The sequence below is a fragment of the Leisingera sp. ANG-M1 genome, from assembly GCF_000813745.1.
In the GTDB taxonomy this organism is placed as follows: Bacteria; Pseudomonadota; Alphaproteobacteria; order Rhodobacterales; family Rhodobacteraceae; genus Leisingera.
On sequence record NZ_JWLC01000027.1, the window covers coordinates 153,719 to 172,583 of the forward strand.

Here is an 18,865-nt window from a genome sequence, read left to right on the forward strand (position 1 = left end):
GTGCAGTGTTAGGCGGATAATAACGGCAGAGACAACCGTAGTTCTGGGTAGAACCGGCATGATTGCGCTCTCATGCGGCCTGTTTTCGGTTTTTCGTTACGGGTTTCGGTCGCGATTTCAACCATTGGTAACGAAATATAATTTCGTTCCCTTCCGCGGGTTCTGCCCCCTGTCCGGATGCGCAAGCGGCTATTCTTTCGACACAAGGCGGGGCTGCTCCGGCACTGCTATGATGAGGCAATTGCAGAAAAGACTACCGCCTGCCCGGAGCTCCCTCCCGGGCCAGTTGCAAAGGAGACCTTGAATGCATCGTATTGTTTATGTGAGCCAGGCAACCCGCACCATGTCCAATCCGGAGCTGGCCAGAATCGTCGAACGCGCCCAGGCCTCGAACCAAGCCGCGGATCTCACTGGCATGCTGGTGGGTTACAAAGGATGGTTTTTGCAGGTGATCGAAGGGCCGGCCCAGGCGCTGGCCGCGATCTTCCAGCGGATCCGGGCCGACAAACGGCACGGAAATATCAAGGTGCTGGTCAGCGAGCCGGCTGGCGCCCGTGCCTTTCCTGAATGGCGGATGGCGTTCTCCGATCCGCAGACGCTTCCGGAACCGGCGCGCAAGCATGTGTTCTCGCTGCAGGACCTGATCCCAATCAACAGCCCCGACCGCGGCGATGAAATCGCGGTGCGGCAGGTGGTGCGCGACTTCCTGGCGGCCTTTGAGCGGCTGGAGCGGAGGGCCTGAGCCTGCTGCAATTGCGCTTTGCCAAGACGGTCCCGGCCCCCGGCTTTGTCCCGGCCTGGGATAGGCCGGGCGGCTGGAAGGCGTTGCCAGATCACGGTTCAACCCGCCCCGGCTGACGTCTCAAGCTGGCGCGTCCTAAACCTGGCAAGGCGTCAGCGCGCGCAGCTGAGCGAGATCCGCAATACCCAGCTGGCTCATATTGGCCTGCATGTCCTTGGCCAGCATGTCGCACAAATGCGCGGGGCCTGCCGCGCCAAGGGCCGCCAGCGCATAGTGGAAGGCGCGGCCCAGCATCACGAAATCCGCCCCCAGCGCCAGCGCCCGCAGAATGTCCAGCCCGCCTTCGATCCCGCTGTCAAAGACCAGTGGGATATCCACTGCGGCGCGTATGTGCGGCAGCAGGTCCACCGCTGCCGGGCAGCCATCGAACTGGCGGCCGCCGTGATTGGAGACCCACAGCGCATCAGCCCCCGCGTCCTGCAGCCGCTTTGCATCCTCCGGACGCAGCACGCCTTTGATGATAAAGGCCCCAGTCCAGTTGCGGCGCAGCCAGTCCACATAGCCCCAATCCGGCGAAGTGCGCAGCAAATAGCCGATGTGCGCGGTGGGCGGCAGGTTGGCCTGCGGCGCAGAGATGTATTTGTCCAGCGTGCGCATTCGCGGCATGCCGTGCCGCGCCATGCCAAACGCCCAGGCCGGGCGGCACGCGATCTGCGCCAGCAGCCGCGGGGTGAGCCGCGGCGGCTGGGTGAGACCCGAGCGGGTCTGACGCTCGCGGCGCGAAGCGGCGGGCACATCCACTGTCAGCACCAGGGTATTGAACCCGGCATCGCGCGCCCGTGCCAGCAGATCGGTGCGCATGGTCTCATCTTTGGGCGGGTAGAGCTGGAACCAGGCGTTCTGCCCCATATGCGGCGCCAGATCCTCGGGTGACTGGCTGGCTACCGTGGAGAGGCAAAAAGGAATGCCCGCCGCCGCGGCGCTGCGAGCCAGAATCCGCTCGGCATCCGGCCAGATCAGCCCGGACATGCCCACCGGTGCTATGCCAAAGGGCAGGGCATGGCGTGTCCCCAGCAGGCCGGCGGTCAGGTCCGGTTCCATTTCGCCATGCAGGACCGAGGGCAGCAGGCCGATCCGGTCGAGGCCGGTCCGGTTGCGTGCGCGCGCCTGCTCGGCGCCGGTGCCGCTGTCCAGATAATCCCAGACAAACCGCGGCAGCCGCGCTTTAGCGCGGCGTTTCAGGTCATCAAGGCCGGGGTAGCGCTGGTGCAAATCCATCCGCGCATTTGGGCGGGGGCTGCGGCAAATGTCCAGCCCCCGGACGGAGTTCGCGGCCTGCGCGTGCCGGCATCAGCCGGCCGCGCGGCGGTCCTCGGGCGGTTGTTCCGTTTCATCGCTTCCGGAGGTTGCGGCGCGGTCTCTGCCTGTGCCGAGCACGCAGACCTGGTTGCGGCCCTTGGCCTTGGCCTCGTACAGCGCCTCGTCGGCGACCCGCAGCAGGTCCTGCGGCAGCAGCCCGTGGGCCGGGAAATGCGCCACCCCGGCTGAAATCGTGATGCCCGGCAGGGCTTTCTCGCCGTAACGCACGGTGACCTCTTCCACCGACTGGCGCAGCAGCTCGGCCCGGGTCATTGCATCCTCGGGCGTGACGCTGGGCAGGATCAGGGTGAACTCCTCGCCGCCGGGGCGGCAGGCCACCTCGTCGCCGTCGCAGGCGTTTTCCAGCACGGTGCTGACCGCGCGCAGCACCATGTCGCCGGCATCATGGCCGTGGTTGTCGTTGAACTTCTTGAAGTGGTCGACGTCGATGGCAATCAGGCTCAGCCGGTTGCAGTTCAGCTCGCTGTTGTTGAGGAATTTGCGCAGGCTCTCGTTCATGTGGCGGCGGTTGAACAGCCCGGTGAGCGGGTCGCGCACCGACTGCTCATGCAGCTGATCGCGCATCCGCACATTGGCAATTGCCATCGAGATCTGCTCGGCGCACATCTGCGCCAGCGGCTTGCAGGAGGTGAAATCGCCCGCCCGTGCCGGCATCGCCCGCAGATGCATCAGCCCGACGGTCTCGCCATGGGCGAGGATTGGAAAGCAGAAATAGGGCCGCCCGTCATGCGGTTCGGCATGGTTGCAGGTGAACTCTACTTCGGTGGAACCGAACTCATAGGTGCGGCCGCGGCGCAGCCCCCAGCATTCATCCGGCTGGATGTGGTCCTTCAGCGTGCCGCCGTTCCAGGTGGCACAGCCGTCCAGCACATCGCGCGAATTGGAGAACACATATATACTGCCTTCGGCATCCGGCAGCAGATGGCTCATAAATTCCGACACCATTTTGAACAGCTCATCCAGGGTGCGGCAGGACTGCAGCCACTCGTTCAGCTCGCCCAGCAGCTTCACTTCGCGTGCCAGCTGCATCTGGCTGGCCATGATCTCCTGGTCCTTGGCCGCCCGCGCGCGCAGCTGGTTCATCCGGATCCGGTTGGTCTTGAACACCACCAGTACCGCAATGGCCATCGCCAGCAGCGCAACAGAGGACATGACAATCAGCGACATCCGCACCCGGTAGATAAATGTCTGCCGCAGCTCGGTGATATCGGTGTAGAAATCAATGGCGCCATCGAAATGGCCATTGTGCGTCAGCGGGTAATAAACCTGAGCAATTTCCCGTGTCAGGCTGCTGTCATAGCCGCTGGACTGCAGCGGAAACCCGTCGACCTCGTAGGCCGGCACCGTTGAATGCATATAGTAGATTTTGCCGCGTGCCACATGGGTCGAGAAGAACTCATTGGCGTCATATTCGCCGATCTCCTCGCTCCGCGTCGACCAGAACACCTGGCCTTCGGTGGTGAGCAGACTGAACCGGAACACATCCGACTCCTGCGGCACCAGTTCCAGCATATGGGCGTCATGCGGCTGAATGGTGCCTTCTTCAAATGATTCTTCGGCGTGCTGCATATGCAGCAGAACCCGGCGCTGCCAATGAATGGCCTGCTTGCGGATGTCGGCCTCCAGCATTCGGTCGACAACCGGCTCGGGCACGGTGAAAACCGCCCAGCCGGATGCGGCTGCAGCGGCAATCAGGACGAAGAGTAATGTCATGCTGCGGAACTTGTCCGCAATTGTGGTTTTGAGGCTTGGGGTCATTCCGGGGGCCTGAAAAATTGAGTTGCGCCGCAGAGATGCAGCCTCCTGATTGTGCCACAGAGGGATTTCGGGACCGTTAACCTGTAGCAAAGGCCCGAAAAACTTGACTAAAATACCTCGGGTCCGGCGGATGGGGCACTGTCTGTTCCAGAGCCGGAAATTGCCGGGAACAGAGTGTGAACGTCCTCTTTCCGCCGGGGCTGAATCACGCTAGGATCACGGCCATGAGCAGTTTTGACGAAATGGACGCCTTTGAGGGCGCATCGCTGTCGTCCCGCGCCATGGCAGCGCGGCCGATGCCTTATCTGGACTCGCTGAACCCGGCGCAGCGCGAGGCGGTGGAATGCCTCGACGGTCCGGTGCTGATGCTGGCCGGCGCCGGCACCGGCAAAACCAAGGCGCTGACCACCCGCATCGTGCATCTCCTCAGCACCGGCCGGGCGCGCCCGAACGAGATTCTGTCGGTCACCTTCACCAACAAGGCCGCCCGCGAGATGAAAGAGCGCGTCGGCGGCATGCTTGGCCAGGCGGTTGAGGGCATGCCCTGGCTCGGCACCTTCCACTCGATCTGCGTGAAACTGCTGCGCCGCCACGCCGAGCTGGCGGGGCTGAAGTCCAACTTCACCATTCTGGATACCGACGACCAGATCCGCCTGCTGAAGCAGCTGATCCAGGCCGCAGGCATCGACGACAAGCGCTGGCCCGCGCGGATGCTGGCAAACATCATCGACGACTGGAAGAACCGGGCACTGACGCCCGAGAAAGTACCCGCATGCGATGCCGGTGCCTATAACAACCGCGGCACCGAGTTCTACGCCCAGTATCAGACCCGCCTGCGCGAACTGAATGCGGTGGATTTCGGCGATCTCCTGCTGCACATGGTGACGATCTTCCAGAACCACCCCGACGTGCTGGAGCAGTACCAGCGCTGGTTCCGCTACATCATGGTGGACGAATACCAGGATACCAACGTCGCCCAGTACCTCTGGCTGCGGCTCTTGGCTGGTGCGCATAAGAATGTCTGCTGCGTCGGCGACGACGACCAGTCGATCTACGGCTGGCGCGGCGCCGAGGTCGGCAACATCCTGCGGTTCGAAAAGGACTTTCCCGGCGCCATGGTGGTGCGGCTGGAACAGAACTACCGCTCCACCGGTCATATCCTGGCCGCGGCCTCGAACGTGATCCGCGGCAATGCCGGCCGTCTGGGCAAGGAGCTGTGGACCGATGCAGGCGAAGGTGAAAAGGTCCGCCTGATCGGCCATTGGGACGGCGAGGAAGAGGCCCGCTGGATCGGTGAAGAAATCGAGGCCATGCAGCGCGGCACCCGCGGCCAGTCGCCGATTGGCCTCAACAGCATGGCGATCCTGGTGCGTGCCTCGCACCAGATGCGTGCTTTCGAGGACCGCTTCCTGACCATCGGTCTGCCATACCGGGTGATCGGTGGCCCGCGCTTCTATGAGCGGATGGAGATCCGCGATGCCATGGCCTATTTCCGGGTTGTGGTCTCGCCCGACGACGACCTGGCGTTTGAACGCATCGTCAACACCCCCAAGCGCGGCCTTGGCGACAAGGCGCAGCAGACTATCCAGGGCATCGCCCGCGAAAACGGCGTCTCGCTGGTCGAAGGCGCCCGGCTTGCGGTTGAAGGCGGCCAGATCAAGGGCAAGGGCGGCGGCGCCCTGCGCCAGCTGGTCGAGGGCATTGCCCGTTGGGGGCATATGGCGGGGGATGCGGACGTCACCCATATGGAGCTGGCCGAAATCATCCTGGACGAGTCTGGCTACACAACCATGTGGCAGAACGACAAAAACCCGGATTCGCCCGGCCGTCTGGAAAACCTCAAGGAACTGGTGAAGGCGCTGGAGAGCTTCGAGAACCTGCAGGGCTTCCTGGAGCACGTCAGCCTGGTCATGGACAACGACAAGCAGGACGCGGACGAGAAGGTCTCGATCATGACCCTGCACGCCGCCAAGGGCCTGGAATTCCCCGCGGTGTTCCTGCCGGGCTGGGAGGACGGGCTGTTCCCGTCGCAGCGCTCGATGGACGAAAGCGGCCAGAAGGGGCTCGAGGAAGAGCGCAGGCTGGCCTATGTGGGCATCACCAGGGCCGAGCAGATCTGCACCATTTCCTTTGCCGGCAACCGCCGGGTGTTCGGCCAATGGCAGTCGCAGCTGCCCTCGCGTTTCATTGATGAGCTGCCCGAGGAACATGTGGAAGTGCTGACCCCGCCGGGCCTCTATGGCGGAGGCTACGGCGCGGCTGCTCCGGGGGCAGGGCAGGTCCGGTCGACTATCGACGAGCGGGTGGCCCAGGCTGACGGCTACAACTCCCCGGGCTGGAAACGGATGCAGGCGCGGGCCGGGCAATACGGCATGTCGCAGCCCAAGGAGAGCAAGCACTCGGTGATCGATCTCACGGCCACTTCCAGCTTCACTCTGGGCGAGCGGGTATTTCACCAGAAATTCGGCTATGGCGCCATCATCGGCATCGAGGGCGACAAGCTGGAAGTGGATTTCGAAAAGGCCGGCGCCAAGAAAGTGGTTGCCCGTTTTGTTTCGGCCACCGACGACGTGCCCTTCTGATCAGCCGGTTTGCGCCGGCAAGGCCGGCGGATCGGATCGCTATGCGATCCGATCCGGGCGCGGGCGCCGCGGGCAGCAAAGCTGCCCGCGGCGCCCGCGCCACCCCTCCCTCTAAGGTATGCGCAACTTTCCGGGGCAAGTGCCGGGCGGCGGTCCTACCGCATTGCAATCATCGCAATGCCGATGGCAATCAGCAGGGCCCAGCCCAGGCGGCTGAGGCCGCGCGGCTCCTTCAGCACCAGGGCCGCCAGGATCACAGACACCGGGATCGACACTTGCCGCACCGCACTGACAGCCGCGGCTTCCGCGCCCAGCTGGAACACCCGCAGGATCAGCAGGTAGGAAAGGTAGGACGAAAGCCCCGCAAACAGGATGCGCCAGGGGTTCTCTGCCCAGCCGCGCACCACGCCCAGCAGCGGTGCCGATTGCCCCCGGTCCTCCCAAGCGCGCAAAGCCCCCATTGCCAGCGTCACCAGGATATAGGTCCAGAACAGAAACGGCGCGCTGGCGGCACCTTGCATGGCGGCCGCATCCGATATCGAATAGGCAGCCGAGCCCAGCATCGCCATCACCGCCATGGCAAAGGCGCGCGGATCATCCAGCAGCCGCCCGTTGCCCTTTTGAACCATCAGCCCGGCCCAGATAATCAGCCCCATCCCCAGCAGCGCCGCGCCGGAATAGCTCTGGTTCAGCGCCAGCCAGCTGAAAGCAGCGATCGCCAGCGGCGAGGACCGCACGATCGGGTAATAGGCCGACAGGTTCCCCCGCCGCAGCGCCGACAGCGTGCCGTAGTAGTAAACCGTCAGCCCCAGCGCCGAGACCAGCACCAGCGGCCAGACCCCGGCGGGCAGGGCGGTGCTGTGCCCGGCCAACATCATATGCACGCCCGCAAACACCACCCAGGAGAGGCACACGCCGGTGTAGCAGGACACCGGATGCGCCACGCCTTTCAGGGTCAGATCCCGCAGCGGATGCGAGACTGCTGACAGCAGAACCAGCAGGATCCAAAGCAGCGCCACTCAGCCGCCTGCCGTTTGGCCCGGGCGGTCCAGATAGGCATCGAAATGCACCGTGACCTGATCCTCGCTCAGCTGCACCACGCTGTAGGCCAGCGGCTCGACACTGTAATCCGTGCCAACCCGTTCCGGCACCAGCGGGATCTGGTGGTTGGTGCTCGGCAGCGAGGTGAACGGATAGCCGCGCCAGTTCACATAGGTGATCCGGTGGATATGGCCGTAAAAGATGTGCCGGATGTTCCGGCCCTTCTGCAGAGCCGCATAAAACGCCTCGGGACCGCGCAGCTTGATATCATCCACATAAGGCAGGCCGATATCAAACGGCGGGTGGTGCATAAACAGGAACACCGGCGCATCGCCCGCCTGTTCTAGCTCCGCCTCCAGCCAGGCCAGCCGGTCCGCACACAACTCACCGTCATGCACGCCAGGACCTCCGGTCAGCGTGTCGAGGAACACAAATTTCGCGCCCCCGGCTGCATGGCTGTACTGGATAAACCCGTTTGCGTCGCGCGGATGCTCCGGGAACACCTCCAGGAACCTCTCCCGCACGTCGTGGTTGCCCAGCATCAGAAACACCGGCAGCGGAAACGCCTGCAGCTGCTCCTGCAGCCAGCCATAGGCCTCCGGATCGCCCTCATCGGCCAGATCGCCGGAGATCACGCAAAAGGCGGCATCGCGGTGCCACGCGGCAACATCGGCCAGCACCCGCGACAGATTCGCCGCCGGGTCGCCGCCGTTGAGCATGGCACCGGGGCGCGTCAGGTGAATATCGGTGAGGTGGATGAACTTCATGGCACTATCCTGCTAAGCCTGCTGTCCGTCCGGACAATAGAACCAGCAAGCGCCGCCGCCCGATAACAGGAAACCGCCGCCAAACTTGTAGCGGAGCGACAAATCTTGAAGGCGGAAACAAAAACGGCGGCGCCCAGGGAGGAGGAGGGGCGCCGCCGTTCTGTCAAACACCGGGAAACAGGGAGGAGGAGATCCCGGTGATCCGAACCCGGCTCTTGGCCGGTATAGGGTGCGGCAGCATCAGGGAGGAGGAGGATGCTGCCGCGTAAGACAGGCTCTTCAAGGGAGGAGGAGAAAGAGCCTGATCTCTATCAGTTGTTCTCGTAGGCCGCCTGATAGGCGACGCGCTTGATTTCCGAGCGGTTCAGGCCCAGGTCGGCCAGCTCGCGGCCCGACAGTGCCGACAGCTCGTTGACGGTCTGGCGGTACAGGCGGTAGCGGACAAACTTGACCAGCAGCGCATCCAGCAGGCCCACCGGGGATGCCACGTTCACCGCGGAGATCTGATGTGCTGCTGCCATGGGTCTGTTCCTTCGTCTAACCGTCTCGTCCTGCGCTGCATCAGCGCTTGCTTGAGGGGTAATTTAGGCATCCCGCTGCTGGGCGCAATCCCGTGCTTCGTCATTGCTGCTATGCAGCATTTGCATGGGTGCGGATCTTGTATGTAGCTGGAAAAGGACAATATTTTCCGCACCTCCTTAAGCATTTGTATAATTTCGCAGCACAGACCCGCTTGCCGCGCATGGCTGGGCGGCATGCTGTTGACCGCTGCGCAAATCCCTGTTCCGCCCCGGCGCCTGCGGCAATCCTGCAAGGCGGGTTCCAAGGCGGGAAACCGCTGCATATATATGTGCCGGACAACACGCAGGAGAGCAGTCATGGCGGCCACAAAGGAACAGATTCACGCGGCACTGGAGCGGCTGGCCCTGCCGGACGGCGGCACCCTGGTGTCGCGCGACATGCTGCGGGCGCTGCGCATCGAGGGCGGCAAAGTAAGTTTTGTGATCGAAGCGCCAAGCCCCGAGATCGCCAAGCTGATGGAGCCGCTGCGCAAGGCCGCTGAAGCGGCAGTCCTGTCGCTCGACGGCGTCGAGACCGTCTCCGCCGCGCTCACCGCACATGCACCGCAGCAGCCCGCGCCCAGCCTCAAGGTCGGCGGCCATCCCAAGCCGCAGGCGGAGCCGTTGAAGCCCTCCGGCGTCAAGCGCATCCTGGCCATTGCCTCCGGCAAGGGCGGGGTGGGCAAATCCACTGTCTCTTCCAACCTCGCAGTGGCTCTGGCCAAACAGGGCCGCAGGGTGGGCCTGCTGGACGCCGACATCTACGGCCCCTCCCAGCCCCGCATGATGGGCGCCAAGGGCCGCCCCGCCAGCCCCGACGGCAAGATCATCAAGCCGCTGCACGCCCATGGCGTCACCCTGATGTCGATCGGTTTCATGCTGGAGGAAGGCAAGGCGGTGGTCTGGCGCGGTCCCATGCTGATGGGTGCGCTGCAGCAGATGCTGGGGCAGGTGAACTGGGGCGAGCTGGATGTGCTGATCGTCGACCTGCCACCTGGCACCGGCGACGTGCAGCTGACGCTCTGCACCAAGGCCGAACTCTCCGGCGCCATTGTCGTCTCCACCCCGCAGGACGTGGCGCTCTTGGATGCGCGCAAGGCGATGGACATGTTCAAGACCCTGAAAACCCCGGTGCTGGGGCTGATTGAGAATATGTCCTTCTTCACCTGTCCCGATTGCGGCGGCGAGCATCACATCTTCGGCCACGGCGGCGTTGCGGCTGAGGCCGAGACTCTGGGCCTGCCGCTCCTGGGCGCTTTGCCGATCGACCTGGAAACCCGTCTGGCCGGCGACGGCGGCACGCCTATTGCGGCAGGCGAGGGCGCCATGGCCCAGGCCTATGCCCGCATCGCCGAAGGCCTGGTCAAGGGCGGCATGGCCTGAAGTCTCCGGGCGCCCCTGTATAATATGTGCAAAGGCCCGCCGCTTTGGCGGGCTTTTTCCGTTCCGGGGCCTTCAGATGGGCGCCAATGGGAAAGGCGGCCGGTTTTGGGATCAAATGGGATCCGCGCCCGGCGCGGGACACCATGGGATGTTTGGGGTGGCATGGGAGGCCTGGGAATTCACGGGACGGCTGGGAATTCATGGGTACCATGGGAAATTATGGCCCAAATCCCGCACCTCACCCCTTGAAGTTGCGAATCGGCAGGTGTTGAAACGGTTTTAACGGGCATTCCTGAGAGCGGAACTTGCCCTGTCGTGTGAACGTAAGGGGAACTTTTGCCGGATGCGTGAGTCTTTCGGCGGAATCGTGGGAAACTATGGGAAAAAAATTGCAGACGCAACTCGCCTCTATATCTAGTGTCTGGGCTGAGAGTGATCACAACAAGTCCGGATTTTTGCCCTGATTTTGCCCCGAATCCCTCTCGAATCTGCGGAATCCCTGTCAAGGATTCGGCGGGTTCCCGCAGAAAACAGTTGCAGGGCCATCAATTCCCATAGTATCCCTAATTCATCGAATGAGACGAGGGACGGGGCGCCAAACGACCCCAAGCCAACTAAAAGAGCAGGTTTCATACAGGCCTTCGCTTTCATCGAACAAAGAGATCCGGCGCGCGGGCGAGCAGACATCCCCCCAGGTGGCGCGCGCAGTCGGACATCCCGCAAAGCGGGCCAAGGCGGCGGGTTGATCAGTGGCAGCAGATCAACCCGCCCCTTTTCATTCTGGGGGACGGATTAACGCGAGGGACACGCGAAAAGGACGGTAACTTGGGCCGCAGGTTCAGAGGCGAAAGCCACCATAAGGTGGACACAAAGGGGCGGGTCTCGATTCCCGCTTCCTTTCGCCGTGTGCTCGAGGCCGCCGATCCCAACTGGCAGCCGGGCCAGAACCCGGAACTGGTGATCGTCTACGGCGACAAGCGCCGCAACTTCCTGGAATGCTATACTATCGAGGCGATCGAGGAGGTCGACGCCAAGATCGACCAGCTCCCGCGCGGCTCGATGCAGCGCAAGATGCTGCAGCGGATGTTCCACGGCCAGTCCTTCCCGACCAATGTCGACGAGACCGGCCGCCTGGTCCTGCCCGCCAAGCTGCGCCAGAAAATCGACCTCGATGCCGAGGCCTTCTTCATCGCCGCGGGCGACACCTTCCAGATCTGGAAGCCCGAGACCTATGAGGAAGAAGAGCTGGCCAAGGCCGAAGAATGGATGGAAGACCTGCCCGAGGACTTCGATCCGATGGAATTCCTAGACGGCGCTGGGGGCGCTTAAACAATGACTCAGGACCAAGAAGCTGCCAATGGTCCCCACATCCCGGTTCTTCTCCGCCCGCTGCTTGCAGCCGTGGCCCCCGTTTCGGGCCGCTGGCTGGATGGCACCTTCGGGGCAGGGGGCTATACCCGCGGCCTGCTGGAGGCGGGTGCTGATGAAGTCACCGGCGTTGACCGCGATCCGCTCGCTTTTGAACTCGCAAAACCTTGGACAGGGGACTACGGCGACCGCCTGATCCTGCAGCCCGGTGTGTTCTCCCGCATGGATGAATATGCGCAGGACCTCGACGGGGTGGTGCTGGACCTTGGCGTCTCTTCCATGCAGCTGGACCTGGCCGAACGGGGCTTCTCCTTTATGAAAGACGGCCCTTTGGACATGCGCATGTCGCAGTCCGGTCCGTCCGCCGCCGACCTGATCGCCGAACTCACCGAGGCGCAGATCGCCGACATCCTGTTCCACTACGGCGAAGAGCGCGCCAGCCGCCGCATTGCCAAGGCGATTGTCAAGGAACGCACAATCGAACCCATCACCACCACCCTGCGCCTTGCGGGCATCATCGAGAGCTGCCTGCCGCGCCCCAAGCCCGGCCAGTCGCACCCCGCGACCCGCAGCTTCCAGGGCCTGCGCATCGCAGTGAACGCCGAATATGACGAGCTGTTCGAGGGCCTGCTGGCCGCCGAGCGTGCGCTGAAGCCCGGCGGGCTGCTGGCGGTGGTCACCTTCCACTCGGTTGAAGACCGCATGGTCAAACGCTTCTTCCAGCACCGCGCAGGCAAAACCGGCCGCGCCAACCGCTATGCACCGGAACAGGCAGAGACGCCGTCGCAGTTCGAACTGGTCACCCGCAAGGCGGTTGGCCCGGACGATCAGGAGCTGGCCGAAAACCCGCGCGCCCGTTCCGCCCGCCTGCGGGTCGGGCGCCGCACGGATGCGGAACCGGGGCCGATCTCGGCCAAGGAGCTTGGAATGCCGCAGCTGAAAGAGGCGCGCAAATGAAGACGCTGCTTTACATCGCAACCTGTCTTGCCGTCTTTGGCCTGGCCTTCTGGGCCTACCGCGAAAACTACGCCACCCAGCAGGTGCTGAAGGAAACCCGCCAGCTGCAGCGTGAAATCGGCGCTGCCCAGGTCCGCCTGGGCGTGCTGCGCGCCGAATGGGCTTACCTCAACCGCCCGCAGCGCCTGCGCGAACTGGCAGAGATCAACTTCGAAAGCCTCGGCCTGTTGCCGCTGCGCCCCGACCAGTTCGGCCGCGTGGATGAGGTCTCTTACCCGGCGCCGCCGGAGCTGGAGATCACCAACGGCGTTGAAGTCTCGGGCCTCAATGCGGAGGACTATCCATGATCCGCACCCCGCTGCGCCCGCTGGCCCGGATCCTGCACGCCCGCGCCACCGGCGGGAACCCGGATCAGATCGAGAAGGACAACATCTCTCTGCGCCATCAGGAGATGCAGGTGCAGGCGCGCCAGCGCTCCGAAGGGCGCCTTCTGGTGCTGGGCCTGTTCTTCCTCTTTGCCTTTGGCACCATCGCCACCCGCATGGGCATGACGGCTGTGTCCGAGCCCGCCGAGCCTGTCGCCAGCGTCCCCGGCAGCGCCATCGCTGCGCAGCGCGCCGACATCGTCGACCGTAACGGCCGCCTGTTGGCAACGAACTTTGAGACCCATTCCCTTTATGCCCAGCCGCCGCAGATGATTGATCCGGTCGGCGCCGCGCAAAAGCTGGTGGAAATCTTCCCGGATCTCGATCTGGAGCAGCTCACCAAGGATTTCACCGGAAAGCGCAAGTTCCTGTGGGTGAAGAAGAAAATCAGCCCCGAGCAATTGCAGGCGGTGCATGACATCGGCGATCCCGGCCTGTTGTTCGGCCCGCGTGAAATGCGGCTTTATCCGAATGGCAGCCTCGCGGCCCATGTGCTGGGCGGCGCCGGTTTCGGCAAGGAGGGCGTGAACGCGGCGGAAGTGATTGGCGTGGCCGGTGTCGAGCGCCAGTTTGACGATTACCTGCGCGATCCCGGCAATGCGGGCAAGCCCTTGCAGCTGTCGCTGGACCTCACCGTGCAGGCCGCGGCTGAGCAAGTGCTTTACGGCGGCATGAAGCTGATGAACGCCAAGGGCGCCACTTCGATCCTGATGGATGCGCACACCGGCGAGGTGATCTCGGTGGTCTCCTTCCCGGACTTCGACCCCAACGACCGCCCGCGCCCGCCGACCTCCGGCTTTGACCCTTCCGCCAGCCCGCTGTTCAACCGCGCGGTGCAGGGGGTCTATGAACTCGGCTCGACCTTCAAGATCTTCACCGCCGCGCAGGCGATGGATTTGGGCCTGGTCAACGCCGACACCGTGATCGACACCCGCGGCCCGCTGCGCTGGGGCCGCTTTGCGATCCGCGATTTCCGCCACTACGGCAACGAGATGTCGGTGACCAAGATCATCGTCAAATCCTCCAACATCGGCACCGCCCGGCTGGCGCAGCAGATCGGGGTGGAGCGGCAGAAGTCCTTCCTCGACGCGATGGGCATGCTGGAGCCAACCCCGTTTGAAATCTCCGAGGCCGCAGGCGGCAAGCCTCTGCTGCCGCCGAACTGGTCGGAGCTGTCGGCGATGACTATTTCCTACGGCCACGGCATTTCCACCACGCCGATGCATCTGGCAGCGGGCTACGCGGCGGTGGCCAACGGCGGCCGCTACGTGGCGCCGACGATTCTGAAACAGCGCGGCCCGCAGCTGGGCGAACGGGTGATGAGCGCGGCCTCCGCCGAGGCCGCGCGCAAGATGTTGCGCAAGGTGGTCAGCGAGGGCACCGCGTCCTTTGCCGAGGTTGAAGGCTATCAGGTGGGCGGCAAGACCGGCACCGCAGACAAGCCCAAGCCCCGCGGCGGCTACTACGATGACAAGGTGATCGCCACTTTTGCCTCTATTTTCCCGGCACATGACCCAAAATACGTACTGATCGTGACGCTGGACGAACCCTCCATCATCGCCCATGGCGAAGAACGCCGCACTGCCGGCTGGACCGCCACCCCGGTGGCCGCTGAAATGATCGGCCGCGTCGCGCCGCTCCTGGGCCTGCGTCCGCAAGTTGAACCCCCAGAGGTGACTGGTATAACCCTCACCTCGAACTGAACCAGGAAACTGAACCAGGCAGAGGGCCGCCATGAGCAGCAGACCAGACCAGCCCCAGAACCAATTGAGACTGAGCCAATTGGGGCTGACCGCTCGCGGCGGCGCCGATCCAGAGATCAGCGGCATTGCGGTGGACAGCCGCGAGGTGCGTGAAGGGTATCTGTTCGCAGCACTTCCCGGCAGCCAAGTGCATGGCGCCAAGTTCATCCCCGGCGCGCTGGAAAAGGGCGCCACGGCGGTGCTGACCGATGCCGCAGGGGCCGAGATTGCCGCCAAGGTTCTGGAGGAAAGCCACGCCGCGCTGGTGGTGGTCGAGGACCCGCGCCAGGCGCTGGCCTATGCCGCCGCGCTCTGGTTCGGCGGCCAGCCGCAGACCGTGGTCGCGGTGACCGGCACCAATGGCAAAACCTCGGTCGCGACTTTCGTGCGTCAGATCTGGATGGAGCTGGGCCACCAGGCCGTCAACATGGGCACCACCGGCATCGAAGGCGCCTGGGCCTATCCGCTGGCGCATACCACGCCGGAGCCGATCACCCTGCACCGCGCCTTGGCTGAGGCCGCCGCCGCGGGTGTCACCCATGCAGCGATGGAGGCCTCCTCGCATGGTCTTGACCAGCGGCGTCTGGACGGGGTGCAGCTGGCCGCGGCGGGTTTCACCAATTTCACCCAGGACCACTTGGACTACCACGAGACGTTTGAAGCCTATTTCACCGCCAAGGCAGGCCTGTTCCGCCGGGTGCTGCCGGAGGAGGGCGTCGCGGTCATCAACATGAACGATCCCCGCGGCGCCGAGATGCGCGCAGTGGCTGCTGCCCGCGGTCAGGAGGTGATCAGCGTCGGCCGGGGGCTTGGCGATCTGAGCCTGCTGGGCCTGCGCTTTGACGGCACCGGGCAGGATCTGCGGTTTTCTTGGCATGACAAGCCGTATCAGGTGCGGCTGAACCTGATCGGCGGTTTCCAAGCGGAAAACGTTTTGCTCGCCTGCGGGCTGGTGATTGCCGGCGGCGAGGACCCGGAGCGGGTCTTTGAAACCCTGCCGCATCTCACCACCGTGCGCGGCCGGATGCAGCTGGCGGCGGAGCGCGACAACGGCTCAGCCGTCTTTGTTGACTACGCCCACACGCCCGATGCGGTCGCCAGCGCCATCAAGGCCCTGCGCCCGCATGTGCTGGGCCGGCTGATTGCTATCGTGGGTGCCGGCGGCGACCGCGACACCACCAAGCGGCCCTTAATGGGGCAGGCGGCGCATGACAATGCGGATGTCGTGATCGTGACAGACGACAATCCCCGCAGCGAGGACCCGGCCATTATCCGCGCCGCGGTCAAGGGCGGCGCGCCGGACTGTATCGAAATCGGCGACCGCGCGGAGGCAATCTTGCGCGGCGCTGACATGCTGCAGGCCGGTGATGCGCTGATCGTCTGCGGCAAGGGGCATGAGACCGGCCAGACTGTGGGCGACACGGTGCTGCCTTTTGACGATGTGGAACAGGCCAGCATTGCCGTGGCTGCACTGGACGGGAGGCTGGCATGACCCTTTGGACCGCAAGCGAGGCCGCCGCCGCCACCGGCGGGCGGGCGCAGGGCGATTGGGCTGTGACGGGGATGTCGATCGACACCCGCACCATTGAACCCGGCGACATGTTTGTGGCGCTGAAGGCCGCCCGTGACGGCCATGACTTCGTGGCGCAGGCCTTGGAGAAGGGCGCGGGCGCTGCACTGGTTTCCCGGATTCCTGAGGGCGTCCCGGACGATGCGCCCTTGTTGATTGTTGACGACGTGCAAGCGGGACTGGAGGCCCTGGGCCGGGCGTCGCGGGCCCGCACCGATGCCAAGGTTGTCGCGGTCACCGGATCGGTTGGCAAAACCTCGACCAAGGAAATGCTGGCGCGGATGCTGTCGGATCAAGGCCGCACCCATGCGGCGGTGGCCAGCTACAACAACCATTGGGGGGTGCCGCTGACGCTGGCGCGGATGCCGCGCGACACCGAATTTGCGGTGATCGAGATCGGTATGAACCACCCTGGCGAGATCGCGCCGCTGGCCAAACAGGCGCGTCCGCATGTGGCGATGGTGACCACGGTGGCCGCCGTGCATCTGGAGGCGTTTGACAGCGTCGAAGGCATCGCGGCTGAGAAGGCGGCAATCATGGAAGGGCTGGAGCCCGGCGGCGTGGCGGTTCTGAATGCGGATATTGCCGAGGCGCATGTACTGCGCGGCGTGGCTGCGGAGCTGGGGGCTGACGCCCGCTGGTTCGGTGAAAACGCAGATGATTATAAGCTGCACTCTGCCGGCATCGAGGGTGAAGAAACCGTCGCCCGCGCCACGGCGGCAGGCCGGGAGGTTGAGTTGCATATTCAATCGCTTGGCGCGCATTTTGCGATGAATGCTTTGGGCGCGCTGGCCTGTGTCGAGGCGCTTGGCGCAGATCTGGTCAAGGCGGTGGAGAGCCTGGCGCTTTGGTCTCCGGTGAAGGGCCGCGGCCTGCGCGAAACCATCCGGCTGGCGGGCGGCGAGATCACGCTGCTGGACGACAGTTACAACGCCAACCCGACCTCGATGGGGGCGGCACTGGCGGTGCTGGCGGCGACTCCGGGCGAAGGCCGCAGGATCGCCTACATTGGCGACATGAAGGAACTGGGGCCTGAGGAAGAGGCGCTGCACGCCGGGCTGGCGGAGCTGGAGGCGGTGCAGGGCATCGGCAAGATCCACTGCATCGGCCCGCTGATGCGGGCGCTGCACAGCGCGCTGCCGGAGGAAAAACGCGGCGGCTGGTATGAAACCAGCGCCGAGGCGGTGCCGGGTCTGGCAGGGGAAATCAGGGGCGGCGACGTGGTGCTGGCCAAAGGGTCGCTCAGCATGGCGCTGGCCAAGATTGTTGACGGCATCCGCGAAATGGGCCACTCCGGCCCCAAATCTTGAATAACCCATAAGGATCGGGGGAAGGGCACAATGCTCTATTGGCTGACCGCTTTGTCGGACGGGGGGGATGTTTTCAACCTCTTCCGCTATATCACCTTCCGCGCAGGCGGCGCCTTTATGACCGCGCTGATCTTCGGCTTCCTGTTCGGCAAGCCGCTGATCAACGTGCTGCGCAAACGCCAGGGCAAGGGCCAGCCGATCCGCGATGACGGGCCGGAGGGGCATTTCTCCAAGGCAGGCACGCCCACCATGGGCGGGCTGCTGATTGTGGGCGCCCTGCTGACCGCGACGCTGTTGTGGGCGCGCTGGGACAACCCCTTTGTCTGGCTGGTGCTGTTTGTCACCTTGGCTTACGGGCTTATTGGTTTTGCCGATGACTATGCCAAGGTATCCAAGCAGAACACCAAAGGCGTGCCGGGCAAGGTGCGGCTGATGCTGGGGGTGCTGATTGCCGTGACCGCATCGCTTTGGGCCGCCGCCTATCACCCGGAGCCTTTGCAGAACCAGCTGGCGCTGCCGGTGTTCAAGGATACTCTGATCAACCTCGGAATCTTCTATGTGCCGTTCTCGATCTGCGTCATCGTCGGCGCGGCCAATGCGGTGAACCTGACCGATGGCCTGGACGGGCTCGCCATCATGCCCTCGATGATTGCGGCGGGCACCCTGGGTGTCATTGCCTATGCGGTGGGCCGGGTCGACTTCACCGAATATCTGGACGTGCATTACGTGCCGGGCACCGGTGAGATCCTGATCTTCACCGCCGCGCTGTTCGGCGCGGGCCTCGGCTTCCTGTGGTACAACGCGCCGCCGGCCGCCGTTTTCATGGGCGACACTGGATCGCTGGCCCTGGGCGGTGCCTTGGGCGCCATTGCGGTGGCCACCAAGCACGAGCTGGTGCTGGCTATCGTCGGCGGCCTGTTTGTGGTTGAGGCGCTGTCGGTGATCATCCAGGTGCTTTATTTCAAGCGTACCGGCAAGCGGGTCTTCCTGATGGCGCCGATCCATCACCATTACGAGAAGAAGGGCTGGGCCGAGCCGCAGATTGTGATCCGCTTCTGGATCATCTCGCTGATCCTGGCGATGATCGGCCTGGCGACGCTGAAAGTGCGCTGAGCCACGCAGTGTGGCCGCCGCGCCGTTTCTTTGGCGGAGCGGTTCAGGGTGTTGTTGCTGTTTTGAACCGCTCGGGGCTGAGGCTCTGGGCGGTTTTTCTTTGATAAGGAAGGCGGCGCCGCCAAGGGAGCGGAGCACCGGACGGCTGTTGTCAGCAGCCATGCCCG

Annotated in this window: 15 protein-coding genes; 10 read left to right on the forward strand and 5 right to left on the reverse strand. The window is 64.2% G+C overall.

Annotated features, from left to right (window positions below; translation table 11 throughout):
- The first annotated feature begins 304 nt into the window (after nucleotides 1-304).
- Nucleotides 305-742, forward strand: coding sequence for a BLUF domain-containing protein (locus RA19_RS22540; protein ID WP_039167200.1), 438 nt, complete (start codon nucleotides 305-307; stop codon nucleotides 740-742).
- Between the two features lie 135 nt (nucleotides 743-877).
- On the opposite strand, the gene RA19_RS22545 is transcribed toward RA19_RS22540, so the two are convergent.
- Nucleotides 878-2,020 carry an alpha-hydroxy acid oxidase gene (locus tag RA19_RS22545; protein WP_039167202.1) on the reverse strand — a complete coding sequence of 381 codons (1,143 nt, stop codon included), beginning with the start codon at nucleotides 2,018-2,020 and terminating at the stop codon, nucleotides 878-880.
- Between the two features lie 72 nt (nucleotides 2,021-2,092).
- Entirely contained in the window at nucleotides 2,093-3,835 is a 1,743-nt protein-coding gene (locus RA19_RS22550; protein WP_446720304.1) for a sensor domain-containing diguanylate cyclase, read from the reverse strand.
- 269 nt (nucleotides 3,836-4,104) lie between these two features.
- Here RA19_RS22550 and RA19_RS22555 point away from each other — a divergent pair, with 269 nt between their 5' ends.
- The gene (locus tag RA19_RS22555) at nucleotides 4,105-6,462 is read left to right on the forward strand and encodes an ATP-dependent helicase (protein WP_039167206.1); all 2,358 of its coding nucleotides are present in this window, start codon (nucleotides 4,105-4,107) and stop codon (nucleotides 6,460-6,462) included.
- A 155-nt stretch (nucleotides 6,463-6,617) separates the two neighbouring features.
- Here RA19_RS22555 and RA19_RS22560 read toward each other — a convergent pair whose 3' ends face one another.
- From RA19_RS22560 to RA19_RS22570, 3 genes are all read right to left on the reverse strand, one after another.
- The gene (locus RA19_RS22560; RefSeq protein ID WP_039167208.1) at nucleotides 6,618-7,481 is read right to left on the reverse strand and encodes an EamA family transporter; all 864 of its coding nucleotides are present in this window, start codon (nucleotides 7,479-7,481) and stop codon (nucleotides 6,618-6,620) included.
- Complete coding sequence (locus RA19_RS22565) at nucleotides 7,482-8,270, reverse strand: phosphodiesterase (RefSeq protein WP_039167210.1); 789 nt, start codon at nucleotides 8,268-8,270, stop codon at nucleotides 7,482-7,484.
- A 311-nt stretch (nucleotides 8,271-8,581) separates the two neighbouring features.
- A complete protein-coding gene (locus RA19_RS22570; RefSeq protein ID WP_039167212.1) occupies nucleotides 8,582-8,791 on the reverse strand; it encodes a DUF1127 domain-containing protein in 210 nt (69 codons plus the stop codon).
- A gap of 357 nt (nucleotides 8,792-9,148) precedes the next feature.
- On the opposite strand from RA19_RS22570, the gene RA19_RS22575 reads away from it, so the two are divergent.
- The 8 genes from RA19_RS22575 (at nucleotide 9,149) to mraY (ending at nucleotide 18,698) form a co-directional block, all read left to right on the forward strand.
- Entirely contained in the window at nucleotides 9,149-10,213 is a 1,065-nt protein-coding gene (locus RA19_RS22575) for an Mrp/NBP35 family ATP-binding protein (protein WP_039167214.1), read from the forward strand.
- Between the two features lie 825 nt (nucleotides 10,214-11,038).
- Nucleotides 11,039-11,542, forward strand: coding sequence for a division/cell wall cluster transcriptional repressor MraZ (mraZ, locus tag RA19_RS22580; protein ID WP_082020649.1), 504 nt, complete (start codon nucleotides 11,039-11,041; stop codon nucleotides 11,540-11,542).
- Between the two features lie 3 nt (nucleotides 11,543-11,545).
- On the forward strand, nucleotides 11,546-12,538 hold the full coding sequence (gene rsmH / locus RA19_RS22585) for a 16S rRNA (cytosine(1402)-N(4))-methyltransferase RsmH (RefSeq protein WP_039167220.1): 993 nt from the start codon (nucleotides 11,546-11,548) through the stop codon (nucleotides 12,536-12,538).
- Complete coding sequence (ftsL, locus tag RA19_RS22590) at nucleotides 12,535-12,885, forward strand: cell division protein FtsL (protein WP_039131818.1); 351 nt, start codon at nucleotides 12,535-12,537, stop codon at nucleotides 12,883-12,885. Before rsmH ends, ftsL begins: the two co-directional genes overlap by 4 nt.
- On the forward strand, nucleotides 12,882-14,666 hold the full coding sequence (locus RA19_RS22595) for a peptidoglycan D,D-transpeptidase FtsI family protein (RefSeq protein WP_039167223.1): 1,785 nt from the start codon (nucleotides 12,882-12,884) through the stop codon (nucleotides 14,664-14,666). The genes ftsL and RA19_RS22595 overlap by 4 nt, the downstream gene beginning before the upstream one ends.
- 31 nt (nucleotides 14,667-14,697) lie before the next feature.
- The gene (locus RA19_RS22600) at nucleotides 14,698-16,197 is read left to right on the forward strand and encodes a UDP-N-acetylmuramoyl-L-alanyl-D-glutamate--2,6-diaminopimelate ligase (protein ID WP_039167226.1); all 1,500 of its coding nucleotides are present in this window, start codon (nucleotides 14,698-14,700) and stop codon (nucleotides 16,195-16,197) included.
- Complete coding sequence (locus RA19_RS22605; protein WP_039167228.1) at nucleotides 16,194-17,585, forward strand: UDP-N-acetylmuramoyl-tripeptide--D-alanyl-D-alanine ligase; 1,392 nt, start codon at nucleotides 16,194-16,196, stop codon at nucleotides 17,583-17,585. Before RA19_RS22600 ends, RA19_RS22605 begins: the two co-directional genes overlap by 4 nt.
- A gap of 30 nt (nucleotides 17,586-17,615) precedes the next feature.
- Nucleotides 17,616-18,698: a phospho-N-acetylmuramoyl-pentapeptide-transferase gene (gene mraY / locus RA19_RS22610; protein ID WP_039167231.1), complete on the forward strand. Its 1,083-nt coding sequence runs from the start codon at nucleotides 17,616-17,618 to the stop codon at nucleotides 18,696-18,698.
- Nucleotides 18,699-18,865 lie beyond the last annotated feature (167 nt).